We start from the raw sequence: 22,533 nt of genomic DNA on the forward strand, positions 1-22,533 counted from the left end.
CGGGGCGGCCGCGGCAGGCCTGCGGCCGGTTTGACACCACGCTGCGGCCCGGGAAGGCAGTCTGCGTTCGTCCCGGTGGGGCTGGCGTGAACCTGCCGGCCCCTGCGACCGCCTCCATGAACGGCGGCCGCCCCCTGTCTTTCGTCAGGGGTGGCGCGCGCTGCCATGGGTTAACCTCCGGCTCCCGCTCGCAGAGATCCGCCCGATGAAGCACCCGCTCGCGCTGGCTGTTGCCCTCGCCCTGGCCACCGTCGCCACCCCGGTCCTCGCAAAGGACGCCACTCCGACCGCCACCACCGTGAACAAGGCCAATCCCTTCTCAGCCGACAGCCCGCTGCCGCTGAACTATCCGCAGTTCGACAAGATCCACGACAGCGACTTCGCCCCGGCCTTCGACGCCGGCATGGCCGAACAGCTGAAGGAAATCGATGCGATCGCGAACAACGCGGACGAGCCGACCTTCGAGAACACGATCGTGGCGATGGAGAAGACCGGCCAGACGCTGAACCGGGCCACCAATGTCTTCTTCAACCTGGTGGGCACCGACAAGAACGACGCGCGCGACAAGCTGCAGACCGACTATGCGCCCAAGTTCTCGGAGCACGGCGACGCGATCTCGCTCAATCCCAAGCTGTTCGCCCGCATCAAGGCCCTGTACGACAAGCGCACCACGCTCAAGCTCGACGCTGCCGACCTGCGCCTGCTGGAGCGCCGCTACGACGACTTCGTGCGCGCGGGCGCGGCGCTCTCGGAAGCGCAGAAGGTCCGAATTCGCGAGATCAACACCGAGATGTCCAAGCTGGGCACGCAGTTCACCCAGAACGTGCTGGCCGAAGTGAACGACTCGGCCGTCGTGGTCGACAGCCGCGACGAGCTCAAGGGCCTGAGCGACGAGCAGATCAATGCCGCCGCCGAAGCCGCCAAGGCCCGCAAGCTGGAGGGCAAGTACGTCCTCGCCCTGCTCAACACCACCGGCCAGCCGGTCGAGTCGCAGCTGGAGAACCGCGCCCTGCGCGAGCGCCTGCACAAGGCCTCGGTCAACCGCGGCAGCCGTGGCAATGCGTGGGACAACACCGCCATCGTCTCCAAGGTCGTCAAGCTGCGCGCCGAACGCGCCAAGCTGATGGGCTTCGATACCGCGGCCAACTTCGTCCTCGCCGACGAGACCGCCGCCAACCAGGACAACGTCAACAAGATGCTGCGCCAGCTGGCGCCGGCCGCCGTGGCCAACGCCAAGCGTGAAGCCGCCGACCTGCAGGCGATGATCGACGCCGAGCAGAAGGCCAAGGGGCAGCCGACCTTCAAGCTCGAGCCGTGGGACTGGGCCTACTACAGCGAGAAGGTCCGCCAGGCCAAGTACAACTTCGACGAATCCCAGCTCAAGCCGTATTTCGAGATGAAGAACGTGCTGGAGAACGGCGTGTTCTTCGCGGCCAACAAGCTCTACGGCATCAGCTTCAAGGAACGCACCGACCTGCCCAAGTACCACCCGTACACCTGGATCTACGACGTCCTCGACAAGGACGGCAAGCCGCTGTCGATCTTCATCTTCGACCCCTATGCGCGCGAGTCCAAGCGTGGCGGTGCGTGGATGAACACCTACGTGGGCCAGTCGGCGCTGGACGGCCGCAAGCCGGTCGTCGCCAACCACCTGAACATCCCCAAGCCGTCCGCAGGCAAGCCCACGCTGATGACCTGGGACGAAGTGACCACCGCCTTCCACGAGTTCGGCCACGCCCTGCATGGCTTCTTCTCGGACGTGAAGTACCCGTACTTCACCATGAACGTGCCGCGTGACTTCGTCGAATACCCGTCGCAGGTCAACGAGATGTGGGCGGACTGGCCGGAAATCCTCGCCAACTACGCCAAGCATCATGAAACCGGCGCGCCGATGCCGAAGGAACTGCTGGACAAGGTACTGGCGGCCTCGAAGTTCAACCAGGGCTTCGCCACCACCGAGTACCTGGGCGCGGCGATGCTTGACCAGCGCTGGCACCAGCTGCCGGCCGACCAGCTGCCCGACGCGAGCGGCGTGATGGCCTTCGAGGCCGCCGCGCTGAAGGCAGACGGCCTGGATTACGCCCCGGTTCCGCCGCGTTACCGCACGCCCTACTTCAGCCACATCATGGGCGGCTACGCGGCCGGCTACTACGCCTACATCTGGTCGGAAGTGCTCGACGCCAACACCGTGCAGTTCATCAAGCAGCACGGCGGCCTGACCCGCGAGAACGGTGACCGCATGCGCCAGTACGTCCTGGCGCCCGGTGGCCAGATCGCGGCCGGCAAGCTGTTCCCGAACTTCGCCGGTTACGAAGCGAAGATCGGCCCGCTGCTCGAGAAGCGTGGCCTGGCCGAAGCGCCGAAGGCAGACGACTCGGCCCCGCCGGCGGACGCAGGCCCCGCGCAGGACAAGGCGAAGCAGAAGTAAGGGCCTCCAGGTCCTGATTGCGAAAGGCGCCCGGAGCAATCCGGGCGCTTTTCTTTTGCGCGTCCGCCACGGTCAGGCGGGTGCCATGCGGCGGTACCTGCTTCGCACCCCAGCGCTGACCCGGGCCCAGTCCGATGACCCCGAGCCCTGGATGGGGGCCGCTGGCCGGGGAATCCCGCCCCACCTGACCCGCCCGGGACGCGGCAGGCTGGACCGGCGATGGCGGCCGCTCCGGTGGGCCGGATACAATTGCGGGCCGTCACGCGGGCCTTCCGACTTCCGTACGCGCGCCTGCCGCCCTCCGGGGCCAGGGAGGCGCGGGACAAACCCGGTCGCGGCCCCATGCAGGACCACTGGCCCCGTAGCTCAGCTGGATAGAGCGGTCCCCTCCTAAGGGACAGGTCGCACGTTCGAATCGTGTCGGGGCCGCCAACACGCCCAGTGCAGAGGCAGAGGAGTGAGCAACGAGGCTGCCCCTCCGCTTCTCCCTTCTCTGCCCTTCCCCCAATTCGATCCACTTGGAGTTTCCATGACCCACCCCGTCCTCAGCGCCCTCGGCCTCACCCAGAACGAGTCCGGCACCTACCTTGGCAGCGACCAGTGGTCGACCACGCAGGACGCGGGCGTGCTGGAGCCTGTCAACCCGACCACGGGCGAAGTGCTGGGCCGCGTGCAGGCCTCCAGCCAGGCCGACTACGACCTGATCATCGAGCGGGCCCAGGCCGCCTTCAAGGTGTGGCGCACCACCCCGGCGCCGCGTCGCGGCGAGGCCATCCGCCTGTGCGCCGACGCGCTGCGTACCCACAAGGACGCGCTGGGTTCGCTGGTCGCGCTGGAGATGGGCAAGTCCAAGCCCGAGGGCGATGGCGAAGTGCAGGAGATGATCGACATCGGCGAGTTCGCCGTCGGCCTGTCGCGCCAGCTGTACGGCCTGACCATGCACTCCGAGCGCCCCGGCCACCGCATGTACGAGCAGTGGCACCCGATCGGCATCGTCGGCGTGATCTCGGCGTTCAACTTCCCGGTCGCCGTGTGGGCGTGGAATGCCTTCGTGGCCGCCATCTGCGGCGACATCACGGTGTGGAAGCCCTCGCCCAAGACCCCGTTGTCGGCCATCGCCGCGATGAAGGTCTGCAACGAGGCACTGAAGAAGGGCGGCTTCCCCGACATCTTCTTCCTGTTCAACGACGCCGGCAGCGAACTGGCGCAGCACTTCGTCGATGACAGGCGCGTGCCGCTGATCAGCTTCACCGGTTCGACCAAGATCGGCCGCAACGTGGGCGAGCGCGTCGCGCGTCGCATGGGCCGTTCGCTGCTGGAACTGGGCGGCAACAACGCGATCATCGTCGACCAGACCGCGGACCTGAAGCTGGCCATCCCGGCGATCGCCTTCGGCGCGGTCGGCACGGCCGGCCAGCGCTGCACCACCACGCGCCGGCTGTTCGTGCACGACTCGATCTACGACGACGTGCTGGCCAAGCTGATCGCCGCCTACAAGCAGGTCGAGAAGAAGATCGGCGACCCCACCGACCCGGCCAACCTGATGGGCCCGCTCAACAGCCGTGACGGCGTCGACGCCTACCTTGACGCGGTCGAGAAGGCCAAGGCGGCCGGCGGCAAGATCGAGACCGGCGGCGCCGCGATCGAGGGCAAGGGCAACTTCGTCCTGCCGACGATCGTCACGGGCCTGACCAACGATTCGCAGATCGTCCAGCACGAGACCTTCGCGCCGATCCTCTACGTGATGAAGTTCAAGACCATCGAGGAAGCCATCCACCTGCAGAACGACGTCCCGCAGGGCCTGTCCTCGTCAATCTTCACCGCCAACCTCAAGGCGGCCGAAGCGTTCCTGGCGGCGTCGGGTTCGGACTGCGGCATCGCCAACGTCAACATCGGCACCTCGGGTGCGGAGATCGGCGGCGCGTTCGGCGGCGAGAAGGAAACCGGCGGCGGCCGCGAGTCGGGCTCGGATTCCTGGAAGGCCTACATGCGCCGCCAGACCAACACCATCAACTACTCCGACGCGCTGCCGCTGGCGCAGGGCATCAAGTTCGACCTGTGACCGGGCCGGGAGCCGCCGCGATGATCCGCCGCGCCATGCAGGCAATGCGTCCGGGCCTGGTGGCCTGTGTGCTCGTCCTGGGCGCGCCGGCCCTCGCGGCCGAGCCGCCGACGCCTTTTCAGGGGACGCCTGGGCATCTTCACCAAGGCTCCCCGCTCGACGCCGCCACAATGGGCCCGATCCTCCAGACCCTGGGCGTGGAGCGCTGACGTGTACGGATTCGCCCGCCCCTTCCTGTTCGGCATGGACCCCGAGCGCGCCCATGGGCTGACCCTGGACGCGCTGGAGACGGCCTATCGCACCGGCCTGAACCCGCTGTTGTCGCGCAAGCCCGCCCCGCTGCCGACCAAGGCCTTTGGCCTGACCTTCCCCAACCCGGTCGGGCTGGCCGCCGGCCTGGACAAGAACGGCAAGCACATCGACGCCCTGCTCTCGCTGGGCTTCGGCTTCGTCGAGGTCGGCACCGTCACGCCCAAGCCGCAGGCCGGCAATCCGAAGCCGCGGATGTTCCGCCTGCCGGAACACGAAGCGATCATCAACCGCCTGGGCTTCAACAACGAAGGCCTGGAGGCGCTGGTCCGCAACGTCGAACGCGCGCAGCGCCGCACCGGCCTGCTGGGCATCAACATCGGCAAGAACAAGGACACGCCCAACGACGCCGCCGAAGGCGACTACATGTACTGCCTGTCGCGCGTTTACGCGCTGGCCGACTACGTGACCGTCAACATCTCCTCGCCCAACACCGCCGGCTTGCGGGAGCTGCAGGAGGAACAGGCGCTGCGCCGCCTGGTCGGCACACTGCGCGAGGAACAGGAACGCCTGGGTGCCAAGCACGGCCGCCGCGTGCCCATGCTGGTGAAGGTCGCGCCCGACCTGTCGGAAAGCGACGTCGACGCCGCGGCGCGCGTGCTGGCGGACCTCGAAGTGGACGGTGTCATCGCCACCAACACCACCGTCTCGCGCATCCATGTCGAAGGCGCCGAGCACGCCGATGAAACCGGCGGCCTGTCCGGCCGGCCGTTGATGGGCAGTTCCACCACCATCCTGCGCATGCTGCGCACGCGCCTGCCCGAGTCGATCCCGCTGATCGGCGTCGGCGGCATCCTGGCGGGCGCCGATGCGGCCACGAAGATGGCCGCGGGCGCGACCCTGGTCCAGCTTTACACCGGCCTGGTCTACCGCGGGCCGTCGCTGGTGCACGAATGCGTGGAATCGATGCGCCGCCGCAAGGAAGCGCCGAGCCGCGGCAACCTGCCGCCGGAAGACTGAGCCCACGGCCCTACATGACCGACGCCATCCGCATCGCACGCGACGCCTGCCTGCAGTCCCGCAACACGTTCGGCGTCCCGGCGAGGGCGAAAGTCCTGGTCGAGGTGGCCGATGCCAGCGCACTGCCCGCGCTCTTCGCCGATCCCGACTTCGCGGCGAACCTCTCCCTGGTGCTGGGTGGTGGCAGCAACCTGCTGTTCGCCGGCAACCCCGCCGGCGTGGTGCTCGCCCTGACCGGACACCGGGTCAGCCAGCTCGACGCCGACGACACGGCCGGAGCCAGCGACATCGCGATCGTGCGCGCCGACGCCGGCGTGGAATGGCACGACTTCGTCATGCGCACGGTACGGCAGGGCCTGTGCGGCCTGGAAAACCTGGCCTTGATCCCCGGCACCGTCGGCGCCGCGCCCATCCAGAACATCGGGGCCTATGGCGTGGAGGTGCGCGAGTTCATCCACGCGGTGGAAGCCTTCGAACCGGCCACCGGTGAAGTGCACCGGCTGCCCGCGCAGGCCTGCGCCTTCGCCTACCGTGACAGCCTTTTCAAGCACCAGCCGGACCGCTACATCGTCACCGCAGTCGAGTTCGCGCTGCCACGCACGCCGGCGGTGAAGCTCGATTACGCCGGCCTGCGCGAGGAACTCGACGCGATGGGCGTGACCTCGCCGGCCCCGCGCCACGTCGCCGACGCCGTCATCGCCATCCGCCGGCGGAAACTGCCCGACCCGGCCGTCATCGGCAACGCGGGCAGCTTCTTCAAGAACCCGATGGTGCCGGCGGCGCAGGCGCAGGCCCTGCAGGCCGAGCACGCGGCGCTGCCCGTGTTCCGCGGCAACGACGCCGATTCGCGCAAGCTGTCGGCGGGCTGGCTGATCGACCAGTGCGGCTGGAAGGGCCATCGCGACGGCGATGCCGGCGTGGCCGCCACGCACGCGCTGGTGCTGGTCAACCATGGCCAAGCCACCGGATCGCAACTGCTGGACCTGGCGCGCCGCATCGCCGCCTCGGTGTACGCACGCTTCGGCGTGGCGCTGGAACCCGAACCGCGGGTCATCGGCGCCACATGGTGACCGCACGCGTGACGGCCGCCGGCCCCTGCGGCCCTCGCGCGGCCGACCGACCCGCCCACCGGCCGCACCCCGACCGATGAGCAACCACACGCGCGCCGCGCTGCTGATGCTGGGCAGCACCGTGTTCTTCGGACTCATGGCGGTGGTGGTCAAGCTCGCCTCGCAGAGCCTGCACACCTTCGAGATCGCGTTCTTCCGCAATTTCTTCGGCGTGATTGCCGCGCTGCCGCTCCTGTACCGACACGGGCCGGGGCTGCTGCGCACGACGCAGCTGCCGCGCTACCTGGTCCGCTGCGTCATCGGCGTGTTCTCCATGCTCTGCGGATTCTGGGCCATCGGCCACCTTCCGCTGGCGCAGGCCGTGTCGCTGTCGTACTCCACGCCGATCTTCGTGACGATCGCCGCGGTGATCTTCCTCGGCGAGCAGGTGCGCGCCCGCCGCTGGGCGGCGGTGGCGCTGGGCTTCGTCGGCGTGCTGGTGATCGTGCGTCCCGGCACGACGGGATTCAGCGCCGGCACCCTGATCGCGCTGGCGGCGGCCGTGCTCAGCGGCATCGTCTCGATCCAGATCAAGCAGCTCTCGGCGACCGAACCGGCCGACCGCATCGTGCTGTGGACCACGCTGCTGTGGGTGCCGATGTCGCTCCTGCCGGCCCTGTTCGTCTGGCAGTGGCCGCAGGGCATCACCTGGCTGTGGGTGGCCGCGGCCGGCCTGATGGGCACTGGTGGGCACATGCTGTGGACGCGCGCCCTGAAGCTGGGCGATGTGTCGGCGCTGACGCCGATCAGCTTCATGCAGCTGCCTTTCGTGGCGGTGATGGGCTACCTGCTGTTCAACGAAGACCTGGACCGCTGGACGGTCATCGGCGCGGGCATCATCTTCGCGGCCAATGCCTACATCGCCCATCGCGAGGCCCAGCTGGCGCGGCGCCACGCCACCAGCGCGCCCGTGGAAGCGGCCAAGCCCGGCGAGTAGCCGGGTCAGCCGGCCAGGGCGGGGCTCGGCGCGCCCAGGTAGTGCTCGATGTCGATCTCGTCGATCTGCTCGGGACGCATGAACCGTTGCGCGTAATCGCGGAACACGCCCGAGCGCAGGAACAGCTCGAACAGGTCCGGGTCGATGTGCTGCTCGCGGCGCATGCGGGCCATGATGGTCAGCGCCTGCGATAGCGTCTTGCCCGACTTGTAGGGACGATCGGCGGCCGTCAGGGCCTCGAAGATGTCCGCGATCGCCATCATCCGCGCCACCGGACTCATCTGCTCGCGCGTCAGGCCCTTCGGGTAGCCGGTGCCATCCATCTTCTCGTGGTGGCCGCCGGCGATCTCCGGCACGTTGCGCAGGTGCCGCGGGAAAGGCAGCTGCGACAGCATCACGATGGTCTGCACGATGTGTTCGTTGATCTTGTAGCGTTCCTCGGACGACAGCGTGCCGCGGCTCACCGTGAGGTTGTGCAGTTCACCGCGGTTGTAGAGCAGTTCCGGCACCTCCATGCGGAACCCCCACGGGTTTTCCGCCGCCACGCCCTCGCCCGGCGGCCGGGCGATGCGGTGCTCGGGCTTGTCGGCCAGCAGGGGTTCGTCGACAGGCAGCGGCGCCGGCGCGTCGGTCCTGCGCGACAGCTCGTCGCGCGACAGCCCCAGCCGGTCGTCCAGCGTCCGCAGCCAGGTCTGCGCGCCGATGCGGCGAAGCCGCTCCTGCTGCTCGGGCGGCAGGTATTCGCCGCCCACGTTGCAGCGGGCGACGAAGGCGAACTCCTCGTCCAGCTGCATGCAGCGCGCATCGCGCTCCCGCCGCAATGCCGCTTCGTCGCCACCTTGCGCCACGGCCCGCCAGAAATCCACGTGGGCGTCGCGCTTGAGTACTTCGAAGCGCATGCGCACCTCGTGGATGCGGTCGCAGATCGTCTCCAGCTTGGTCGCCTTGTCGACGACGTACTCGGGCGTGGTCACCTTGCCGCAGTCGTGCAGCCAGCTGGCGATGTGCACCGCCTCCCACTGGCGCGCGTCCAGGTCGAAGTCCGCGAACGGGCCTTCGCGCGTGGCGCAGGCCGCGCGCGCCAGCATGAAGGTCAGCTCCGGCACGCGTTCGCAGTGCCCCCCGGTGTACGGACTCTGCGCATCGATCGCGCCGGCGATCATGCGGATGATCGCCTCGAGGAGGTCCTTCTGGCCGCGCACCAGTTCGCGCGTCTCCAGCGACAGCGCCGCGCCGGCCGACACGGCGGTCAGGAAGCTCAGGCGCATGGGCTCCAGCGCGCGCTCACCGAACAGCAGCAGCGCACCGACGAGCGCGTCGTGGCGATTGAGCAGGGGCAGCGCCACCGCGGCCTGGTCGGCCATCGCCGGATCCAGCCCCGTCGCGAGCAGCTCGCGCGCCGACAGGGCACCGACGGCAGGGCGCTGCAGGCGCAAGGCCGTGCCCAGCAGCGCCGGTGCGGTATCGAACGGAACGTCCGGAATTCCCGGCCGGGCGGTGCTCACTTCGGCCGCGCGCAGTGCGCCAGGCACCAGCGCGTCGCCACGCGCATTGACCAGATACAGCACGCCCGCGTGCGCCGCGCCGGCGCCCGCCATTTCCGTCAGCACCCGCGGGAGCAGCGCTTCGAAATCCTCCTCGCCTGCCAGCGCGAGGTTCAGTTCCAGGAAGCGCCGCAGCGCATCGCGCATGAGATCGACGCTTTGCGCCAGTTCGTTGATCTCGGTTACCGACGAGCGCAGCACCGCGCGATCGCTGAAATCGAAGCGGCGCACCGCCTCGGCCTCATCCGCCAGCTGTCGCAGCGGCCGGGTCAGCCAGTGCGCGATGGCCAGCGCGATGAGAATTGCGACCCCGAACAGGGCCAGGAACACCGAGGGCGTTTCGTATCGCGCGGCCACCCAGCGCATCGTGCCGCCGAGCGCGAGCACCAGCCCGAGCGACAGCGCGGTGATGTGCAGGTACAGCGGCAGAATCGGCCGAGCGGCCATGGGATACCCCCCGGTCTGTGTCCCGTCGCCAGTGTATGCCCCACTCAGGCCGACCGGGGAATCGCCTTGCTTTCCCACGGGTGGCGGTTATGGCGGAAGACCATGAAAAAACAGGTCACCGTCCACACGCTGGCCGCGGTCCAGCCGGCCAGGATGTCGGACGGGAAATGTACGCCCAGGTAGACGCGCGACAGTCCCACCATCACCGTGAACGCGATCACCAGCACCGCCACCGGCCACCGCCAGCGCGTGCGCCAGCTCAGGAGCAGCAGGACCCAGGCCAGGGTCATCGACCCCATGGCGTGGCCGCTGGGAAAACTGAAGGTGTGCTCGGGCGCGATCGAATCCCACAGCGAGGGCCGGTCGCGCGCGAAGACCTGCTTCGTGGCCAGGTTGAGCAGGGCCGAACCGCCCAGTGCCAGCCCCGCGAACAGCGCCTCGCGCGCGCGGCGCCGCAGGCCCAGCACGACCACCAGCAGGACGTCGAAGGGCACCACGCCCCACAGGTAGCCCAGCCGGGAGAACAGCAGGAAGGCGCGGTCGAAGCCATCGCGCGCCATCGCATGGGCAAACAGCAGGATCGGATCGTCGAAGGGAAAGGGGTCGTGTTGACGCACCTCTTCGATCAGTTCGGCCAGCGCCCACAGCGGCAGCAGCAGGCCGGCAAACAGCAGCAGCAGGCGCAACCCGAAGCGCCGCAGGAAGGCCGCGCCGAAGCGCGCCTCGCGCGCGACCGTCTGTGCGACGGCCGGTGCAGGCGCGCGGGCGGTCGCCGCCCTGGTGCGTTGCGCGCGCTCAGGCCTGTGCGGCTGCGCCATAACGCCGTTCGACGTAGCGGTCGATCAGTTCGACGAACTCGCGGGCGATGTTCTCCCCGCGCAGCGTCACCGTCTTCTCGCCGTCCTCGAACACCGGCGCGGAGGGCGCCTCACCCGTGCCGGGCAGCGAGATGCCGATATTGGCGTGGCGCGATTCGCCGGGCCCGTTAACGACACAGCCCATCACGGCCAGGGTGAGGTTCTCGGCGCCGGGGTGGGTGACCTTCCATTCGGGCATCTTGGCCCGCACGTGTTCCTGCACGGCCTTGGCCAGTTCCTGGAAGAACGAACTGGTCGTGCGCCCGCAGCCCGGGCACGCGGTGACCATCGGGGTGAACGCGCGCAGGCCCAGCGTCTGCAGCAGCTCCTGCGCGACGATGACTTCGGTGGTGCGCGACTGGCCCGGCTCGGGCGTCAGCGAAATGCGGATCGTGTCGCCGATGCCTTCCTGCAGCAGCACCGCCAGCGCGGCACTGGAGGCGACGATGCCCTTGCTGCCGATGCCGGCCTCGGTGAGGCCCAAGTGCAGCGCGTAGTCGCCGCGACGCGCCAGTTCACGATAGACCGCGATCAGCTCCTGCACGCCACTGACCTTGGCGCTGAGCACGATGCGCTCGGCCGGCAGGCCCAGTTCCACCGCGCGCGCCGCCGAATCCAGCGCCGAACGGATCAGGGCCTCGCGCAGCACCTCGGCCGCCTCCAGCGGCTGCGGCAGCAGGTGGTTCTCGTCCATCAGGCGCGTGGCCAGCGCCTGGTCGAGCGATCCCCAGTTGGCGCCGATGCGCACCGGCTTGCCGTGTTCGATCGCCAGCTCGATCAGCGTGGCGAACTGGGTGTCCTTCTTCTTGCCGAAACCGACGTTGCCCGGGTTGATCCGGTACTTGGCCAGCGCGCGTGCGCAGGCCGGCTCGCCGGTGAGGAGCTGGTGCCCGTTGTAGTGGAAGTCGCCGATGATCGGCACGTCCAGCCCCATCATCGCCAGCTTGTCGACGATGCGCGGCACGGCAGCCGCGGCCTCGGGCGTGTTCACCGTGACCCGCACCAGTTCCGACCCCGCCCGCCAAAGCTCCGCCACCTGGCGGGTGGTGCCGGCGATGTCGGCGGTGTCGGTGTTGGTCATGGACTGGACGACCACCGGGGCGCCGCCGCCGAGGTGCACGCCACCGACGATCACTTCACGCGTCGCGCGACGGGGTTGGGGGCCGAAGGCCAGGCCCGCACAGGGCGGCGGAAGGAGCGAAGAGGCTGAATTCATGGGGCCATTGTACCTCCGGCCCCCTGACTACCCCGCAGTCGGGGGCCGGCCTGGATGCTGTTGCGCGCCGGCGCAAATCGGTAGGGTGAGCTGCCCGCCATCCCCATCGCGCAATGACCCCCGACGACTCCGCCCACGTCCTCACGCCCAGCCAGCTCAACACGCTGGCCCGCGATCTGCTGGAAGACACCTTCCCGGCGGTCTGGGTCGAGGGCGAACTGGGCAATGTGTCGCGGCCCTCGTCGGGCCACCTCTACTTCGTCCTCAAGGACGAGCGTGCGCAGGTCCGCTGCGCGATGTTCAAGCCCAAGAGCTCCTGGCTGAAGTTCGTCCCCCGCGAGGGGCTGCGCGTGCTGGCGCGCGGGCGGCTCACGCTGTACGAGGCGCGCGGCGAATACCAGCTGGTGCTCGACCACATGGAGGAAGCCGGCGAAGGCGCGCTGCGGCGGGCCTTCGAGGAGCTCAAGGCGCGCCTGGCCGCCGAAGGCCTGTTCGAGGCGGCCCGCAAGCGTCCCCTGCCCGCCTTTCCGCGCCGCCTGGCCGTGATCACCTCGCCCACAGGCGCGGCGGTGCGTGACGTCCTCAGCGTGCTGGCACGGCGCTTCGGACTGGTCGACGCCGAGGTGCTGCCCGTGCAGGTGCAGGGCGCCACCGCCGCGGCGCAGATCGTGGCCATGCTGCGGCGCGCGGCCGCCAGCGGCCGTTACGACGTCATCCTGCTCACCCGCGGCGGCGGCTCGCTGGAGGACCTGTGGTGCTTCAACGACGAGCGCCTGGTGCGCGCGATCGCGCAATCGCCCGTCCCCGTGGTCTCCGCGGTCGGCCATGAAACGGATTTCAGCCTGTCGGACTTCGTCGCCGACCTGCGCGCGCCGACACCCTCGGTCGCCGCCGAACTGCTGGTGCCCTCTCGCGACGACCTGCAACGCCGCCTGCGCGCGCTGCACGCGCGCCTGGCGACCCTGCATGCGCAGCGCCTGCGCGGCGCCATGCAGCGCGCCGACCGGGCCGGACTGCGCCTGAATGCGATGCGGCCGCAGGCCCGCCTGGAAGCGCTGTGCCGGCGCCAGGCCGAAGCCCTGCGGCGTCTGTCGGCCGCCTGGCAACGGCGGCTGGAGCAGGAGCGTGCGCGCCTGCGCCACGGCGGCGCGGTGCTGCGCGCCAGCCATCCCCGCCACCGGCTGGGCCGGCTGCGTGAACGTCTCGCCGCGATCGGGCTGCGGCCGCAGGCAGCCGTTGCGCGGCGCGTCAGCCACCACGCCCTGCAACTGCGCGGCCTGGCGCGTTCGCTGGAGACGGTCAGCCCGCTGGCCACGGTCGCGCGCGGCTATGCGATCGTCCAGCACGAGGATGGCCGCGTCGTGCGCAGCGTGCTGGATGCCGCGCCCGGTGACCGGCTGCGCGCGCGCCTGGCCGATGGCACGCTGCCGCTGCGGGTGGTCGATCCCGACGCGGAAGACCCCACGTGATCGCATCGCAAGGCCCCGTCGGGACCGGCTGAGCGGGCCGCCGGCCCGCATTGCCAGTCGGCGTAGACTCGAGCCACCAGGAGGGTGCCATGCTCGCCAAGAAGTACCCCTACTACCTGGCCAACCAGCCAGTGCAGGCCAATACCGACCTGGAAGTCCGCGACAAGTACACCGGCAGGATCGCCACGCGCGTCGCGCTCGCCGATGCCACCGCGGTGCGCAAGGCCATCGTGGCTGCGCACAAGGCCAGGGCGGCCATGGCCGCCTTCCCGCCCGATGCGCGCCGCGACGTGCTCGAGCACTGCGTGCGCCGATTCGGCGAGCGTGCGGAGGAGCTGGCCCAGGCGCTGTGCATCGAGGCCGGCAAACCCATCCGCGATTCCCGTGGCGAAGTCACCCGCCTGATCGACACCTTCCGCATCGCCGCCGGCGAGGCCACGCGCATCGGCGGTGAACTGATCGAGCTGCAGGTCTCGCCCCGCGCGCGCGGCTACCGGGGCATGGTCAAGCGCGTGCCGATCGGTGCGTGCAGCTTCATCACGCCGTTCAACTTCCCGCTCAACCTGGTGGCGCACAAGGTCGCCCCGGCGATCGCCGCCGGCTGCCCGTTCGTGCTCAAGCCCGCGGACAAGACGCCGGTGGGCGCGCTCATCATCGCGGAGATCCTGGCCGAGACCGACCTGCCGCGCGGCGCGTTCTCGGTGATGGTGTGCAGCACCGACGACGCCGCGCAGCTGGTGCAGGACGAGCGGATCGCCCTGCTCAGCTTCACCGGCGGCATGGTCGGCTGGGACCTCAGGGCGCAGGCCGGACGCAAGAAGGTGACCCTCGAGCTGGGTGGCAACGCGGCCTGCATCGTCGATGCCGATCCCGGTGCGACGCTGGACCACGTCGTCGAACGGCTGGTGTTCGGCGCCTACTACCAGAGCGGGCAGAGCTGCATCAGCGTGCAGCGCATCTACGCGCATCGCGACGTGTACGAACGGCTGCGCCGCAAGCTCAAGGCCGCCGTCGGCAAGCTGCGCATGGGCGATCCGCGTGACGAGAAGACCTTCATCGGCCCGATGGTCAACGAGGAATCAGCGCAGCGCGTGGAACAGTGGATCGCGCAGGCGCGCAAGGCCGGTGCGAAACTTCGTGCCGGTGGCGAGCGCCAGGGCAGCATGGTGCCAGCCACGCTGCTGGAAGACGTGCCCCACCACTGCGACCTCTACCGCAAGGAAGTCTTTGGTCCGGTCGCCGTGCTCGAGGCCTTCGACGATTTCGACGACGCTTTGGCGCGGGTCAACGACAGCGACTTCGGCATGCAGGCCGGTGTGTTCATCGGCACGCTCGCCCACGCACTGCGCGCCTGGGATGTGCTCGAGGTCGGCGGCGTGATCGTCGGCGACGTGCCCAGCTTCCGCGTCGACAACATGCCCTACGGCGGCGTGAAGAATTCCGGCGTGGGGCGCGAGGGCGTGCGCATGGCGATCGAGGACATGACCGAGCCCAGGCTGCTGGTCATCCGGGGCTGACCGGCGGGCGCGGCAAAAAAACTTCACGCCGGCCAACCCCGTTCGCGCGGGCGGCGCGTTTCCACAGGCAACCTGCCACGGAGACGCACCATGCACCGCCTCGTCCGCCCGCACCGCCTCGCCCTCGCCCTAGCCCTGTCGCTGGCCGCCTGCAATACCACCCAGCCCGAGTTGTCCTCCGCCGACGACAAGGCCTCGGCCGAGGCCGGCACCGCCGACGAGGCGCGCCAGGCCGAGCGTGCGGCGCAAGCCGCCGCCATCAGCGCCGCCGACGCCGCCGCCGCGGTGGACGCGGCGCCCGCCGCCGCGTCTCCACGCACGGATGCCTACAAGCAGGCTTCCCAGCCGCGTCCGCGGGCCGAAGGGCTCATGGCACGACGCTCTGCATCCAGTGGAAACGTCGCCGGCCATGCCGTGGCACCGCCGCCGCCGGCACAGGTCGCGCAATTCGCGCCACCCCCGATGGAGGCCGAGGCCGCCGCGGAACTGGATGCAATCTCCGTCACCGGCTCGCGCATCGACGAACCGGCGCTGAGGTACCTGCAGGCCGCCGCGCCGCAGTCACCGGCCAATACCGAGAAGTACGCGCACAAGGATGCCAATCCCGTCCATCGCACCAGTGAGCAGCCGGTGTCGACCTTCTCCATCGACGTGGACACCGGCAGCTACAGCAATGTGCGCCGCATGCTCGCGCAGGGTGTCCGCCCGCCCGCGGACGCCATCCGCACCGAGGAGTTCCTCAACTACTTCGACTACGGCCACCCCGGCCCCGCATCGCCCAGCACGCCGTTCCGCGTGACCACGCAGCTGGCGTCCGCACCGTGGAACAGCCAGCGCCAGCTGCTGATGGTGGGCATCAAGGGATACGACGTGCCCAAGGCCACGCTGCCGCCGGCCAACCTGGTGTTCCTGCTCGACACCTCCGGCTCCATGCAGGACGAGGACAAGCTGCCGCTGGTCAAGGCCTCGCTGCGCCAGCTGGTGAACCAGCTGCGTCCGCAGGACCGCGTGTCGATCGTGGTCTATGCGGGATCCGCGGGCCTGGTGCTGCCGCCGACATCCGGCGAAGACAAGGACGCGATCCTGGGGGCGCTCGATCGCCTGGAAGCCGGCGGCAGCACCAACGGCGGCGACGGCATCCGTCTGGCGTACGCGATGGCGCGGCAGGCCTTCGTCGAGGGCGGCGTCAACCGCGTGATCCTGGCCACCGACGGTGATTTCAATGTCGGGACCATCGACCAGAACGCGCTGGAGACGCTGGTGGCCGACCAGCGCAAGACCGGCATCGCACTGACCACGCTGGGCTTCGGCCAGGGCAACTACAACGACCAGCTCGCCGAGCGGCTGGCCGATGTCGGCGACGGCAACCACGCCTACATCGATACCGAGCGCGAGGCCCGAAAGGTGCTGGTCGAGGAGATGGGTTCCACGCTCATGACCATCGCCCGCGACGTCAAGATCCAGATCGAGTTCAACCCGGCGGTGGTGGCCGAATACCGGCTGATCGGCTACGAGAACCGGCTGCTCAACCGCGAGGACTTCGCCAACGACAAGGTCGATGCCGGCGACATCGGCGCCGGGCATGAAGTGACCGCGCTGTACGAGCTCACGCCCGTCGACTCCGGCGCGCCCCGGCTGTCCCCGCTGCGTTATGGCGGCACGGCGGTGGCGTCGAAGGACGCGTCGACCAAAGCCGAAGTCGCGCACCTGCGCCTGCGTTACAAGCGCCCGGGCGAGGGCAGCAGCCGCCTGATCGAAACGCCGGTCCTGCGCTCGCAGCTCACCGCCACGCCGGGACCCTCCTTGCGCTTCGCCAGCGCGGTGGCGGCCTTCGCCGATGCGCTGCGCGGCGGCACGAACATCGGCACCTAGGACTGGACGCGCATTCGCGCCGAGGTGAAGCAGACGCTCGGCGAGGACCGCTGGGGCCAGCGCGCCGAACTGCTCGGCCTGATCGACCAGGCCGACCACCTGATCGCGACGCCCGACAGGGCGACCGCCCAGGGTCAGCGAATGACGGTGGGCCCCTGACTGCTGGCGGACCAAGGCAACGTCCTGCCTGGCGACCTCTTCCCGCGGCGTGCGGGAAGAGGTTTTTTGTTGGAGTTCGTCGCTGGGTGACGTTCCGGCCGGGCTGCGGACGCGGGACGCGGGGACCAGGAATGCATGCGTGGGCTACAGGCCCCGCGAAACCCTCAGAGCCGCGACGGCGCCAGCGGCATCAGCTGCGCCATCGGGCGGCCGAACAGGAAGCCCTGCCCCATCTGGCAGCCGAGCTCGCGCAACAGCACGCGCTGCGCTTCGCTCTCGATGCCCTCGCCGATCGTGTGGATGCCCAGCGAACCGGCCAGGGCCTGGATGGCGCGGACCACGGCCATGCTTTCCGGGCGCGTGTCACCGACCAGGCCGGCGACGAAGCTCTGGTCGATCTTCAGGCATTCCAGCGGGAAGCGATGCAGGTAGCTCAGCGCGGAGAACCCGGTGCCGAAGTCGTCCAGCTGGGCCAGCACGCCGTTGCTGCGCAGCGTGCGCAGCATGCGCAGCGCGCGCGCGGTGTCGTCGAGCAGCGCCCCTTCGGTGATCTCGATGCGCAGCTTGTGTGGATCGGCGCCAGCCTGGTCGATCAGCCGCAGCAGGCGGTCGGCGAAATCGGCCGAGAGGAAATGGCGCGGCGAGACATTGACCGAGATGTAGCCCCGAGTTTTCCTTCGCAAGCCGCTGGGCGACCTGCTGGTACATGATCCAGTCGACCTCTTCGATCAGCCCGCTGTCCTCGCCCAGGCCGATGAACTCGCCGGGCGTGAGCAGGCCGCGGCGTTCATGGCGCCAGCGCAGCAGGGCTTCGTGGCCGATGACCTGGCGGTCGCTCAGGCGCACGATCGGCTGGTAGAAGGCGACGAATCCCTCGCCGTTGATGGAGCGGCGCAGGTCGGCTTCCAGGTCGAGGATGCGCATGGCTTCCTCGCGCATGGCCTCGTCGAACACCGCCGAGCTGCTGCGGCCGGCGGCCTTGGCGCGGTACATCGCGGCATCGGCGTCGCGCAGGAGTTCGGCGCCGTTCTGGTAGCGCGGGTGCCACATCGCGATGCCCACGCTGGCCGACGGGAACACCTCGCGGCCGGCGACCCAGAAGGGTTCGTTGAGCGAGAGCAGCACGCGGCGCGCGAGGTCCTCGACGATGCCCAGCCCGTCGATGTCGGTGATCAGGATCGCGAACTCGTCGCCGCCCAGCCGCGCGACCGTGTCGCCGCCGCGCACGGTGGCCACGATGCGGCGCCCGGCTTCGATCAGCAGTTCGTCGCCGGCCGAGTGGCCGACGCTGTCGTTGACGAGCTTGAAGCGGTCCAGGTCGAGGAACAGCACGGCGAAATGCCGCGCGCCCGGGCCCTGTGCCGGATCGGACTGCGCGCGGGTGATCGCCGCGGCCAGCCGTTCGAGCAGCTGGGTGCGGTTGGGCAGTCCGGTCAGCGCGTCGTGGCGCGCCTGGTAGGTGAGCTGCTGCTCGGCGCGCAGGCGTTCACCGATCTGCGAGAGCAGTTCGGCGTTGGCCTCGGCCAGCTCGCGCGTGCGCGAGGTCACGCGCTGCTCGAGCTCGCCGTGGGCCACCAGCAGGCGGTCCTGCGCCTGCTTGCGCACCAGGCCGATGCCGATGTGGTGGGCGACGAAGGTGAGCAGTTCCTGGTCGCGCGAGGTGAAGGCGATGGCGGGCGAATAGCTCTGCACGGCGATCACGCCGACCACGATCTCCTCGCGGAACAGCGGCACGCCCAGCCAGCAATGCGACAGGGTGCCCAGGCTGCGCACCTTGCCTTCCTCCTCCAGCCGCTGGATGAAGGGACGGTCGGCAAGCAGCGCGTGGCCTTCGCGGATGACGTACTCGGTCAGGCCGGCGGCGAACTGGCGGGTGTGGCGGGTGACGTCGCGTTCGTCGATCGAGTACGGGAAGTGGATCATCCGCCCGTCTTCGGAGACCAGGGCGATGTAGAAGTTGCGGGCGTAGAGCAGCTCGCCGACCACGTCGTGGACCTGCGCGTAGAAGCGCTCCAGCGTCTCGGAGGTGATCGACAGCTCGGCGATGCGGAACAGCGCGCGCTGCAGCCGCTCGGCGCGCTGGCGTTCGATGATCTCGGCCTGCAGGTCGCGGTTGCTGTGCTGCAGGGCGCGGGTGCGTTCCTCGACCCGGCGTTCGAGTTCCTCGCGCGCCTGGCGGCGGTCGAGCGCGGTGAGGATGTGCTGGGCGACGTAACTGAGCAGCGCACGCTCATCGTCGCGGTAGACGCCGGGGCGGTCGTAGCTCTGCACCACGATGGCGCCGCAGACGCGGTCCTCGCGGCGCATGGGCACGCCCAGCCAGTCCTCGCTGTCCGGGCCGTGCTGCGGATCGATCACCACGCCGAAGGATTCGCGCAGCTGGGACGAGGGCCCGCGCAGCGGTTCGCCGTGGCGCAGGAGGGCGACGGTCATGCTGTTGGGCATGTCCGAGGCGACCGTCTCCACCGAGGGATCGGCCACGTAGGGGTCGCGCCGGTCGGCGAAGTACAGGAAGCGCAGCGTGTCGCGCTGGTCGTCGTAGAGGACGATGTAGAAGTTCTCGGCGTACATCAGGCCGGCGACGATGGCGTGGATGCGGCGGAGCATGTCCGCCATTTCCAGGTCCGAGCCGGCCAGGTCGGCGATCTCGTACAGGGCCTGCTGCAGGCGTTCGGATTTTTCCAGCTGTTCGGCGCGGGCGCGGGCCTGGGCGGCGGTCAGGTGCGCATCGACCAGCATCTGCGCCATAGACAGCCAGCCGCGGCGCGCGGACGCCGGCAACGATTCGGGCAGGTCGGCCAGGACCACGGCGCGACTGCTGTCCTCCCCGTCCCAGACCAGCGCCAGCAGGCGCGGGTCGTCCTTGGGCGGATTGCCGGTGGCCATCATCTGCTCGGCCAGCTGGGTCATCCGCGGCGAAACGTTGCCGGTGAGGGAGAAGCCGGGCAGGCCGGAGCCGTCGCGCCAGCGCACGAGAACCTGGGCGCCGGGCTGCAGTCCTTCCTGCAGCGCGCCTGCCAGCGCGTCTCCAAAAGCCTCGGACGTGTCCGAAGGCATCGACATCGTGCCCAACCGTTGCACCGGAACTTCAGCCTCCCCCTGACCGTGCCCTGAGCATAACGCGCCCCGGGGGGCCCGATGCCAACCCCGCCGGCCCAGCCCGACCGTTCATCCAGTCATGGAACTGGTTGCTCGATTTGATGGATGCTCCGATTGGCCGCCGGCCCGCGACCCCGACCGTTGCGGGCCGATGGGCTGGGGCTGGCCGCCACCTGCCCCGGAGGGCTCCACGGCCGGCGGCCGGGCGGTCGCGGCGGTGTCCACGGTGGCCAGGAGCGAAGCCGACCGCTTCCCGCCGCCGGCCGCAGCCCGTACGCTGCCGCGCATGAATCCGGGCGCGGACGCCAATGACGACCTGCTGATGCTTGCCTGGGCAGGCGGGGACGTGGCCGCGTTCGAGATCCTGTACGCGCGCCACCGCGGGCCGCTGTACCGGTTCCTGCTGCGGCAGCTGCGCAACCAGGCGCTGGCCGACGAATTCTTCCAGGATGTGTGGCAGCGTGTGATCGCCGCGCGCGAAAACTGGAAGCCCGATGCGGCTTTCTCGACCTGGCTGTTCAGGATCGCCCACAACCGCCTGAACGATCATTGGCGCGCGGCGAAGCATCGCCCTGCCGCGCCGGACGATGGCGACGAGCGCGCCGCGCGCGTGCCGGACCCGTCCACGCCCGAACGCGAGCTGTCGCAGTTCGAACAACGCCGGCGCCTGCAACTCGCGCTGGAGGAATTGCCTGAGGAGCAGCGCGAGGTCCTGCTGCTGCGCCTGGAACAGGAACTGAGCCTGGAGGAGATCGGCGCCATCACCGGCGTCGGCCGCGAAACCGTCAAGTCGCGCCTGCGCTACGCGATGGACAAGCTGCGATCGAGATTGAACGAGTGACCGCCGGACATGACTAGCCACGACCCCCGCGAACCGCTGGACGCCGACGAGCGCGAGCTTGCCGGGCGCCTGTCGCGCCTGGGACCGGTCGACGGCCCCTCGCCCGCCCTGGACGCCCGCATCCTCGCCGCCGCGCATGCCGCTGCCGCGACCCGCACCCGTCCGGCGCGCCGCCGCTGGGCGGCCTGGGCCGTGCCGCCGGCGGCCATCACCGGCGTCGGCGTGGCCGCGGCCTGCGTGCTCGCCCTGGGCGTGGTCTGGCAGATGCGGCCGCGCGTCTCGATGGCGCCGGTTGCCGCCGAATCGACCGAGGAGGTCTTCATTGCCGCCGAACCGGCCGGCTCGCGCGCGCCGGTCGACAACCCGCCGCCATTCGAAGCCGCCGCCGATGCCGCGACCGCCGCCGCGCCGCCGCAGCCGCAGGCGCGCGCCCGTGCTGGTGACGAATACGCGCAGGCCAAGGCCGCGACGGAGGCCGCCCCGGCGGTTGCGCAGGAAAGCGATGCGGCGGCGGCTCCCTTCGCCGTCGCGCCATCGGGGTCGGCTGCCGCTGCGGCGCCGTCCTACGAGGGCTTCAGCGGCAATGCCGCGGCGAACGCCCGCGCCGACAAGGCCCTGGCCGACGACGCAGCCGCCAGCACCGGCGCGGCCGCGGCCGTCGAAGAGGCGGCCCGCCAGGAACGCCGCGCCACCTACACCTCAGCGGCGCGTGCCACCGCCGAGCGGGGGCTGCGAGCGCCCCCGGCCGCGCAGGCCGCGCCTCCCGCCGCGCCCGCGCCCGCGCCGGCGCGGGAGGCCGCTGCGTTCCCGCAGGACGAAGCAGAGGCTCCGACCGAGCTGGATGCGATCTCGGTCACCGGCAGCCGCATCGCGGCGCCTGATCTGGCGGCCATTCCCGCCCGCGACGACGCCCGCCTGAAGCGCGAAGACTGGCTCGATCGCATCCGCGCGCGCCGCGACGCCGGCGACCGGGTTGCCGCGCGCGAGAGCCTGCGCCTGTTCCGCCGCGCCTATCCGCAGGTGCGCCTGCCCGAGGACCTGCGCAGCCTGGCGACCGACGCCGCGCCATGACCGACACGCTCGCGGCGCCCGTGGCGCACGAGCTGGAGGTGAAGCACAGCCGCTTCATCGTCCATGCCGCGCCGGCGCCCTCGCCGGAAACCGCACTGGCCTGGCTGGCGCAGGTAAGCGATGCCGCCGCCACGCACAACTGCTGGGCGTACCGCATCGGCGGGCAATACCGTTTCAGCGACGACGGCGAACCGGCCGGCACCGCGGGCCGGCCGATCCTGGCCGCGATCGACGGCCAGGGTTTCGACCAGGTCGCCGCCGTGGTCACGCGCTGGTACGGCGGCATCAAGCTCGGCGCCGGCGGCCTGGTGCGCGCCTACGGTGGTTCGGTCGCCGAATGCCTGCGCCTGGCGCCGCGGCAGCCGTTGATCGCGTGGAGCGAACTGGCCGTGGCCTATCCGTTCGACGCGACCGGTGCCGTGCATGCCGCGCTTGCGCAGTTTGGCGCGGAAAAGCGCGGCGAGGACTTCCAGCCGGACGGCGTGGTGACGCGCCTGCGCCTGCCGTCCGATCGCGTGGACGCCTTGAAAACCCAGCTGCGCGACGCCACCCGTGACCGGGTGCGCTGGCCCGACGGCTGACCGCACGCTTTGCCCGACCGCGCGGCGCGATACGCTGCCCGGACTTGGCGAACCC

At 70.1% G+C, this 22,533-nt stretch carries 17 protein-coding genes, 1 tRNA gene and 1 pseudogene; 14 read left to right on the forward strand and 5 right to left on the reverse strand.

Translation table 11 applies throughout. The features are described 5' to 3' along the window. Window positions 1–205 precede the first annotated feature (205 nt). The 7 genes from I8J32_RS16245 (at window position 206) to I8J32_RS16275 (ending at window position 7,805) form a co-directional block, all read left to right on the forward strand. Window positions 206–2,428, forward strand: a complete 2,223-nt coding sequence (locus I8J32_RS16245; protein ID WP_200613595.1) for a M3 family metallopeptidase — start codon at window positions 206–208, stop codon at window positions 2,426–2,428. A gap of 355 nt (window positions 2,429–2,783) precedes the next feature. Next, a tRNA-Arg gene (locus I8J32_RS16250) sits at window positions 2,784–2,860 on the forward strand. Between the two features lie 97 nt (window positions 2,861–2,957). Next, the gene (gene amaB, locus I8J32_RS16255; RefSeq protein ID WP_200613597.1) at window positions 2,958–4,490 is read left to right on the forward strand and encodes an L-piperidine-6-carboxylate dehydrogenase; all 1,533 of its coding nucleotides are present in this window, start codon (window positions 2,958–2,960) and stop codon (window positions 4,488–4,490) included. A 20-nt stretch (window positions 4,491–4,510) separates the two neighbouring features. Continuing rightward, on the forward strand, window positions 4,511–4,699 hold the full coding sequence (locus I8J32_RS16260; RefSeq protein ID WP_200613599.1) for a hypothetical protein: 189 nt from the start codon (window positions 4,511–4,513) through the stop codon (window positions 4,697–4,699). A 1-nt stretch (window position 4,700) separates the two neighbouring features. Continuing rightward, window positions 4,701–5,759, forward strand: a complete 1,059-nt coding sequence (locus I8J32_RS16265; RefSeq protein ID WP_200613601.1) for a quinone-dependent dihydroorotate dehydrogenase — start codon at window positions 4,701–4,703, stop codon at window positions 5,757–5,759. Between the two features lie 14 nt (window positions 5,760–5,773). Then, window positions 5,774–6,829, forward strand: coding sequence for a UDP-N-acetylmuramate dehydrogenase (murB, locus tag I8J32_RS16270; protein WP_200613603.1), 1,056 nt, complete (start codon window positions 5,774–5,776; stop codon window positions 6,827–6,829). Window positions 6,830–6,905: 76 nt separating this feature from the next. Continuing rightward, complete coding sequence (locus tag I8J32_RS16275) at window positions 6,906–7,805, forward strand: DMT family transporter (protein ID WP_245156362.1); 900 nt, start codon at window positions 6,906–6,908, stop codon at window positions 7,803–7,805. 5 nt (window positions 7,806–7,810) lie between these two features. On the opposite strand, the gene I8J32_RS16280 is transcribed toward I8J32_RS16275, so the two are convergent. The 3 genes from I8J32_RS16280 to ispG are packed head-to-tail and all read right to left on the reverse strand — an operon-like array spanning window position 7,811 to window position 11,869. Next, entirely contained in the window at window positions 7,811–9,796 is a 1,986-nt protein-coding gene (locus tag I8J32_RS16280; protein ID WP_200613606.1) for an HD-GYP domain-containing protein, read from the reverse strand. A 44-nt stretch (window positions 9,797–9,840) separates the two neighbouring features. Then, window positions 9,841–10,614 carry a phosphatase PAP2 family protein gene (locus I8J32_RS16285; RefSeq protein WP_200613609.1) on the reverse strand — a complete coding sequence of 258 codons (774 nt, stop codon included), beginning with the start codon at window positions 10,612–10,614 and terminating at the stop codon, window positions 9,841–9,843. Continuing rightward, entirely contained in the window at window positions 10,592–11,869 is a 1,278-nt protein-coding gene (ispG, locus tag I8J32_RS16290) for a flavodoxin-dependent (E)-4-hydroxy-3-methylbut-2-enyl-diphosphate synthase (protein ID WP_200613611.1), read from the reverse strand. The genes I8J32_RS16285 and ispG overlap by 23 nt, the downstream gene beginning before the upstream one ends. A 113-nt stretch (window positions 11,870–11,982) precedes the next feature. Between ispG and xseA the strand changes: the two genes are divergently transcribed. The 4 genes from xseA (at window position 11,983) to I8J32_RS17900 (ending at window position 16,886) form a co-directional block, all read left to right on the forward strand. Next, window positions 11,983–13,338 carry an exodeoxyribonuclease VII large subunit gene (gene xseA / locus I8J32_RS16295; RefSeq protein ID WP_200613613.1) on the forward strand — a complete coding sequence of 452 codons (1,356 nt, stop codon included), beginning with the start codon at window positions 11,983–11,985 and terminating at the stop codon, window positions 13,336–13,338. 89 nt (window positions 13,339–13,427) lie between these two features. Further along, window positions 13,428–14,855: an aldehyde dehydrogenase family protein gene (locus I8J32_RS16300; protein ID WP_207526682.1), complete on the forward strand. Its 1,428-nt coding sequence runs from the start codon at window positions 13,428–13,430 to the stop codon at window positions 14,853–14,855. Between the two features lie 90 nt (window positions 14,856–14,945). Further along, window positions 14,946–16,727: a vWA domain-containing protein gene (locus I8J32_RS16305; RefSeq protein WP_245156363.1), complete on the forward strand. Its 1,782-nt coding sequence runs from the start codon at window positions 14,946–14,948 to the stop codon at window positions 16,725–16,727. A gap of 24 nt (window positions 16,728–16,751) precedes the next feature. After that, window positions 16,752–16,886, forward strand: coding sequence for a hypothetical protein (locus I8J32_RS17900; protein ID WP_284691291.1), 135 nt, complete (start codon window positions 16,752–16,754; stop codon window positions 16,884–16,886). 164 nt (window positions 16,887–17,050) lie between these two features. Here the strand turns inward: I8J32_RS17900 and I8J32_RS17965 are convergent, their stop codons facing one another. Next, window positions 17,051–17,569 carry an EAL domain-containing protein gene (locus tag I8J32_RS17965; RefSeq protein WP_343225238.1) on the reverse strand — a complete coding sequence of 173 codons (519 nt, stop codon included), beginning with the start codon at window positions 17,567–17,569 and terminating at the stop codon, window positions 17,051–17,053. 52 nt (window positions 17,570–17,621) lie between these two features. Continuing rightward, window positions 17,622–19,949 (reverse strand): annotated as a pseudogene (locus I8J32_RS16310) (bifunctional diguanylate cyclase/phosphodiesterase); the annotation flags it as partial. Between the two features lie 322 nt (window positions 19,950–20,271). On the opposite strand from I8J32_RS16310, the gene I8J32_RS16315 reads away from it, so the two are divergent. From I8J32_RS16315 to I8J32_RS16325, 3 genes are read left to right on the forward strand one after another with little or no spacing between them, the layout of a single operon-like run. Continuing rightward, window positions 20,272–20,826 (forward strand): RNA polymerase sigma factor, encoded by a 555-nt coding sequence (locus tag I8J32_RS16315; RefSeq protein WP_200613622.1) that lies wholly within the window; start codon window positions 20,272–20,274, stop codon window positions 20,824–20,826. Between the two features lie 9 nt (window positions 20,827–20,835). Then, a complete protein-coding gene (locus I8J32_RS16320) occupies window positions 20,836–21,897 on the forward strand; it encodes a hypothetical protein (protein ID WP_200613625.1) in 1,062 nt (353 codons plus the stop codon). Beyond that, entirely contained in the window at window positions 21,894–22,478 is a 585-nt protein-coding gene (locus tag I8J32_RS16325; protein WP_200613627.1) for an IMPACT family protein, read from the forward strand. The genes I8J32_RS16320 and I8J32_RS16325 overlap by 4 nt, the downstream gene beginning before the upstream one ends. Window positions 22,479–22,533 lie beyond the last annotated feature (55 nt).

Source organism: Lysobacter solisilvae, from assembly GCF_016613535.2.
GTDB lineage: Bacteria > Pseudomonadota > Gammaproteobacteria > Xanthomonadales > Xanthomonadaceae > Agrilutibacter > Agrilutibacter solisilvae.

Excerpts from the sequence above, each read along its gene's own strand:
- amaB (WP_200613597.1), top strand. The coding sequence starts at position 2,958 with ATGACCCACCCCGTCCTCAGCGCCCTCGGCCTCACCCAGAACGAGTCC.
- I8J32_RS16275 (WP_245156362.1), top strand. The coding sequence starts at position 6,906 with ATGAGCAACCACACGCGCGCCGCGCTGCTGATGCTGGGCAGCACCGTG.
- I8J32_RS16315 (WP_200613622.1), top strand. The coding sequence starts at position 20,272 with ATGAATCCGGGCGCGGACGCCAATGACGACCTGCTGATGCTTGCCTGG.
- I8J32_RS16280 (WP_200613606.1), bottom strand. The coding sequence starts at position 9,796 with ATGGCCGCTCGGCCGATTCTGCCGCTGTACCTGCACATCACCGCGCTG.
- I8J32_RS16300 (WP_207526682.1), top strand. The coding sequence starts at position 13,428 with ATGCTCGCCAAGAAGTACCCCTACTACCTGGCCAACCAGCCAGTGCAG.
- I8J32_RS16320 (WP_200613625.1), top strand. The coding sequence starts at position 20,836 with ATGACTAGCCACGACCCCCGCGAACCGCTGGACGCCGACGAGCGCGAG.
- murB (WP_200613603.1), top strand. The coding sequence starts at position 5,774 with ATGACCGACGCCATCCGCATCGCACGCGACGCCTGCCTGCAGTCCCGC.
- ispG (WP_200613611.1), bottom strand. The coding sequence starts at position 11,869 with ATGAATTCAGCCTCTTCGCTCCTTCCGCCGCCCTGTGCGGGCCTGGCC.
- I8J32_RS16325 (WP_200613627.1), top strand. The coding sequence starts at position 21,894 with ATGACCGACACGCTCGCGGCGCCCGTGGCGCACGAGCTGGAGGTGAAG.
- I8J32_RS16245 (WP_200613595.1), top strand. The coding sequence starts at position 206 with ATGAAGCACCCGCTCGCGCTGGCTGTTGCCCTCGCCCTGGCCACCGTC.
- I8J32_RS16305 (WP_245156363.1), top strand. The coding sequence starts at position 14,946 with ATGCACCGCCTCGTCCGCCCGCACCGCCTCGCCCTCGCCCTAGCCCTG.
- I8J32_RS16260 (WP_200613599.1), top strand. The coding sequence starts at position 4,511 with ATGATCCGCCGCGCCATGCAGGCAATGCGTCCGGGCCTGGTGGCCTGT.
- I8J32_RS16285 (WP_200613609.1), bottom strand. The coding sequence starts at position 10,614 with ATGGCGCAGCCGCACAGGCCTGAGCGCGCGCAACGCACCAGGGCGGCG.
- xseA (WP_200613613.1), top strand. The coding sequence starts at position 11,983 with ATGACCCCCGACGACTCCGCCCACGTCCTCACGCCCAGCCAGCTCAAC.